The organism is Burkholderia sp. AcTa6-5 (genome assembly GCF_017815075.1).
In the GTDB taxonomy this organism is placed as follows: domain Bacteria; phylum Pseudomonadota; class Gammaproteobacteria; order Burkholderiales; family Burkholderiaceae; genus Burkholderia; species Burkholderia sola.
The window spans coordinates 1-3,721 of the sequence record NZ_JAGIQE010000054.1 but is presented as its reverse complement, the minus strand read 5'-3'; the positions used below and the strand labels follow the sequence as shown (position 1 = coordinate 3,721).

Sequence of the window (3,721 nt, the reverse complement as noted above, 5' to 3'; positions counted from 1 at the left end):
GTGAAAGTAGGTAATCGTCAGGCTCCCTAAGCCAGAAACCCCCGCCCGACAAGGCGGGGGTTTTTGCATTTCGGCATCCCCAAAAGCATGTGGCGAAGCGCCCCCATCCCTCGCAACCCAACGGCGTGCGTGCAAGGTCGGATCATCTGCGTTCCTGCTGCCAACTCTTCCCCGGAACGAACCGCCTCGATTTGATACGATCGATATGTCGTCGACGAGGGCGTCCGTCGGCGGTCATGTTCGAAACCAGAGTTTGATGGAGAGGGGCGGGGAATGAATATCGGCGACGCGTCGCGCGAATCCGGAGTCAGCGCAAAAATGATCCGGTACTACGAGCAGGTCGGGCTTCTTGCGCCGAGCAAGCGTACCGATGCCGGCTACCGCATCTACGGCGCGGACGAAATCCATATCTTGCGGTTCATCCGACAGGCACGACGACTCGGCTTTCTCGTCGAGGACATTCGCAAGCTGCTGATGCTCTGGCAGGATCGTTCACGCGCCAGCGCCGAAGTGAAATCGATCGCACTTGAACATGTGGCCGAACTCGACAAACGCATCGCGGAGCTGAGCGACATGCGCGACACGCTGGCCGATCTGGCTGCGCACTGCCATGGTGACGGGCGGCCGGAGTGCCCGATTTTGGCGCGCTTGGCCGACCCCGTCAGTGAACCAAATTAGTGCGTGTGCTCGAGCCCCAAACGCGCCCACACAGCATGTCATTTAAAATCAACGGGTTGGATGCGCCACGCTTTTCTTCATTCCGATTTGGAATGGTTTCCATGCAAGTTTTTCACTAGCATATTGGTGCGGCGTCGCTATAATTCGGGATAACCCTATACGGGAAATCCCTGAATTTCGATTCACCAGGGGTCCCTCTTCCTTGGAGAACGTCATGATCGCCTACATCGTTGAAAAGCTGAGCAACTGGTTCGAATCCGCAGAACGTGAGCGCCGTGAGGCTTACCTCGCCACGTCGTCGGACATCGTCCAGCTCGAGAGCCGCATTCGCTCGCTCGAAACCAACGGCTACTCGCTGTAATCGGAGTCACCGTCAGGTGCCGCGCGGCACCGCACGATAAGCAAGCCCCGTATTGACGGGGCTTTGTTTTTTTGTGCGCCGGATCTGGCGAAATCGTCGGTGCAGCGCTATGGTATGGACCTTTTCATCCTGAAGGACACGATCATGCGTTTGCGTGTCGAAGTGCGTCGCAGTGCCCGCGCGCGTCTCATTCTGGGCGCAGTCGTGCTCGTCCATGGCATCGCGGCGGGCGCCGCGACGTCGTCCAGGCCGCTCGTTCTCGATACGCAGCGCGGTATCCAGGACGGCAAGGGCGGGTTGGTGTTGCAGACGGCGCCGTTGTCGCAGGAGCCGATCGTCGAGCCGGCAGGTATGCGGGCTCCAGCCGGACAGGGGACGAACACGTCGGTTCCGCTGTTCGTCGCGCCGTATATCAGTGTTCCCGCGTGGGGCGGGCAGCCGGCCAACCAGCCGCGGCTCGCGCCCAGGCCGCAGCCGTAACGACCGTCGCCCGGTCAGTTTCCGCGGTGCTCGATTTGACAGCGGGCGCCGCTATCCTGTCCCAGCTTCTCGACCAGGTAAGGCAGGACCTCGTTCATGCTCTGGGTGAGCGTATATGGGGGATTCAGGATGAACATCCCGCTGCCGTAGAGGCCAAGTCCGTCGGTCGGCGGATTCGACACCGTCAGCGTCAGGTGCAGCCAGTTGTTCGGCTGCAGGCGCTTCAACTGCTCGGGAAAGCGCTGCGATTCCGTCCGCGTGACCTGCGGATACCAGATCGCATAGCAGCCGGTCGCGAAACGCTTCAGGCATTCGGTCACGCAGCCCACCGTGCGCGTGTAATCCTTCTTGTCCTCGTAGGACGGATCGATCAGCACGAGTGCGCGTCGCGGCGGCGGCGGCAGCAGCGCCTTGATACCTTCGAAGCCGTCGCCGGCGAAGATCATCGCGCGTCGCCCCGCATCGCGGAAATTGTGGCGCAGCACATCGATTTCCGTCGTGTGCATTTCGAACAGGCGCATACGATCCTGCTCGCGCATCGACCGCCATGCGATGTACGGCGAGCCTGGATAGAAGTGCAGTTCGCCGTCGTCGTTCAGCGCGCGGACTTCGTCCACATAGTCACCCAACGCCTCCGGCAGGTTCTTTTCGTTCCACAGCCGGCCGATGCCGGTATCGAATTCCGACGTCTTCGCTGCATAACCGTCGCGCAGCGAGTACACGCCGGCGCCCGCGTGCGTATCGATGTACCAGTACGATTTGTCCTTCTTGTTCAGGTAGCGCAGCAGCTGGACGACGACGGCGTGCTTGAGCACGTCCGCGTGATTGCCTGCGTGAAAACCGTGACGATAACTGAGCATGGCTGGCCGCCTGAAACGAAAGATGAATCGATGAAAGCGCTCGATCGCGCGCGGCCGTCAGGCCGGGCGCCGATGCGGCCGCGTATTGTACGCGAGTGGCCGCGCGTCGCCTTACTCGTATGCGTCGCCGACCACTGCCTCGATGCGTTGCTTCACATCCGGCGTCAGCTTCGCGGCAACGTCGAGCGCGCGCATGTTGTCACCGATCTGGTCGACCCGCGATGCGCCCGTGATGACCGAACTCACGCGCGGATTCGCGAGTACCCAAGCGATGGCCAATTGGCCGGTGCTGCAGCCGAGCTCGGCCGCGATCTCGCCGAGCCGTTCGACGATGTCGTTGGCTGCCCGATCGGTCAGGCGTTCGCGCATCCAGTCGTAGCCCTGCAACTGCGCGCGGCTGCCGGGCGGCACGCCGTCGCGGTACTTGCCGGTGAGCAGGCCCGACGCCAGCGGGCTCCAGGTCGTCAGGCCGAGGCCGTAATCGTCGTAGAGCCGCGCATATTCCTGTTCGACCCGGCTGCGATGGAACAGGTTGTACTGCGGCTGTTCGACGACCGGCTTGTGCAGATGGTGCCGCTCGGCGATCTCGCATGCTGCACGGATCTCGTCGGCGCTCCATTCCGACGTGCCCCAGTACAGCGCCTTGCCGCGCACGATCATGTCGCTCATCGCCCAGACGGTTTCCTCGATCGGCGTATGCGGATCGGGGCGATGGCAATAGACGAGGTCGACATAGTCGAGCTGCAGCCGGCGCAGCGAGCCGTCGATCGCGTTCAGCAGATATTTCCGGTTCAGCGTGTGATACTGGTTCGGGGCTTCCGCGAGCCCCCAGAAGAATTTCGTGGACACGATATAGCTGACGCGCGGCCAGTCGAGCGACTTGAGCGCGTGGCCCATGATTTCCTCGGATTTGCCGCCGGCGTAGACCTCGGCGTTGTCGAAGAAATTGACGCCCGCGTCGCGTGCCGCGGCAAGGCATTCGCGCGCGACCCGCTGGTCGACCTGGTTGCCGTACGTCACCCACGAGCCGAGGGAAAGCGCGCTGATCTGCAGGCCGGAGCGGCCTAGCCATCGATAGTGCATGAGACTCTCCTGCTGAACGGAACCGACCTTAAGCTTAGACGTTTTGCGCACGAACGGCGGGGCCGATCGTGCACAATGACGGCTGGCACGCCGATGCGATTTCGCGATGAGCGCGGATGCGACGGGCGCGTGTTTTATCGATCCGATATCGGGAGGAGACGGACATGGCAGCAGATCTGAGCGGCAAGACCGCAGTCGTCACGGGCGCCGCGAGCGGCATCGGCAAGGAAATCGCGCTGGAACTGGCCAAGGCAGGCGC

6 protein-coding genes are annotated in these 3,721 nt (G+C 62.3%); 4 read left to right on the top strand and 2 right to left on the bottom strand.

All coding sequences use genetic code 11. From position 1 onward, the window contains the following. The first annotated feature begins 273 nt into the window (after positions 1–273). From cueR to J8I33_RS34105, 3 genes are all read left to right on the top strand, one after another. On the top strand, positions 274–678 hold the full coding sequence (gene cueR, locus J8I33_RS34115) for a Cu(I)-responsive transcriptional regulator (RefSeq protein WP_050018291.1): 405 nt from the start codon (positions 274–276) through the stop codon (positions 676–678). Between the two features lie 214 nt (positions 679–892). After that, on the top strand, positions 893–1,039 hold the full coding sequence (locus tag J8I33_RS34110) for a DUF3563 family protein (protein ID WP_006478295.1): 147 nt from the start codon (positions 893–895) through the stop codon (positions 1,037–1,039). Positions 1,040–1,153: 114 nt separating this feature from the next. After that, the gene (locus J8I33_RS34105; protein ID WP_176017087.1) at positions 1,154–1,519 is read left to right on the top strand and encodes a hypothetical protein; all 366 of its coding nucleotides are present in this window, start codon (positions 1,154–1,156) and stop codon (positions 1,517–1,519) included. A gap of 14 nt (positions 1,520–1,533) precedes the next feature. On the opposite strand, the gene rlmJ is transcribed toward J8I33_RS34105, so the two are convergent. Together rlmJ and J8I33_RS34095 are read right to left on the bottom strand one after the other, a co-directional pair. Beyond that, complete coding sequence (gene rlmJ / locus J8I33_RS34100) at positions 1,534–2,379, bottom strand: 23S rRNA (adenine(2030)-N(6))-methyltransferase RlmJ (protein WP_209939986.1); 846 nt, start codon at positions 2,377–2,379, stop codon at positions 1,534–1,536. Positions 2,380–2,490: 111 nt separating this feature from the next. After that, positions 2,491–3,462 carry an aldo/keto reductase gene (locus J8I33_RS34095; protein ID WP_209939985.1) on the bottom strand — a complete coding sequence of 324 codons (972 nt, stop codon included), beginning with the start codon at positions 3,460–3,462 and terminating at the stop codon, positions 2,491–2,493. A 164-nt stretch (positions 3,463–3,626) separates the two neighbouring features. Between J8I33_RS34095 and J8I33_RS34090 the strand changes: the two genes are divergently transcribed. Further along, the coding region (locus tag J8I33_RS34090) for an SDR family NAD(P)-dependent oxidoreductase (protein WP_124496677.1) at positions 3,627–3,721 on the top strand (95 nt) is incomplete at its 3' end.

Coding starts and splice junctions, on each gene's coding strand:
- cueR (WP_050018291.1), top strand. CDS start 274: ATGAATATCGGCGACGCGTCGCGCGAATCCGGAGTCAGCGCAAAAATG.
- J8I33_RS34110 (WP_006478295.1), top strand. CDS start 893: ATGATCGCCTACATCGTTGAAAAGCTGAGCAACTGGTTCGAATCCGCA.
- J8I33_RS34105 (WP_176017087.1), top strand. CDS start 1,154: ATGGACCTTTTCATCCTGAAGGACACGATCATGCGTTTGCGTGTCGAA.
- rlmJ (WP_209939986.1), bottom strand. CDS start 2,379: ATGCTCAGTTATCGTCACGGTTTTCACGCAGGCAATCACGCGGACGTG.
- J8I33_RS34095 (WP_209939985.1), bottom strand. CDS start 3,462: ATGCACTATCGATGGCTAGGCCGCTCCGGCCTGCAGATCAGCGCGCTT.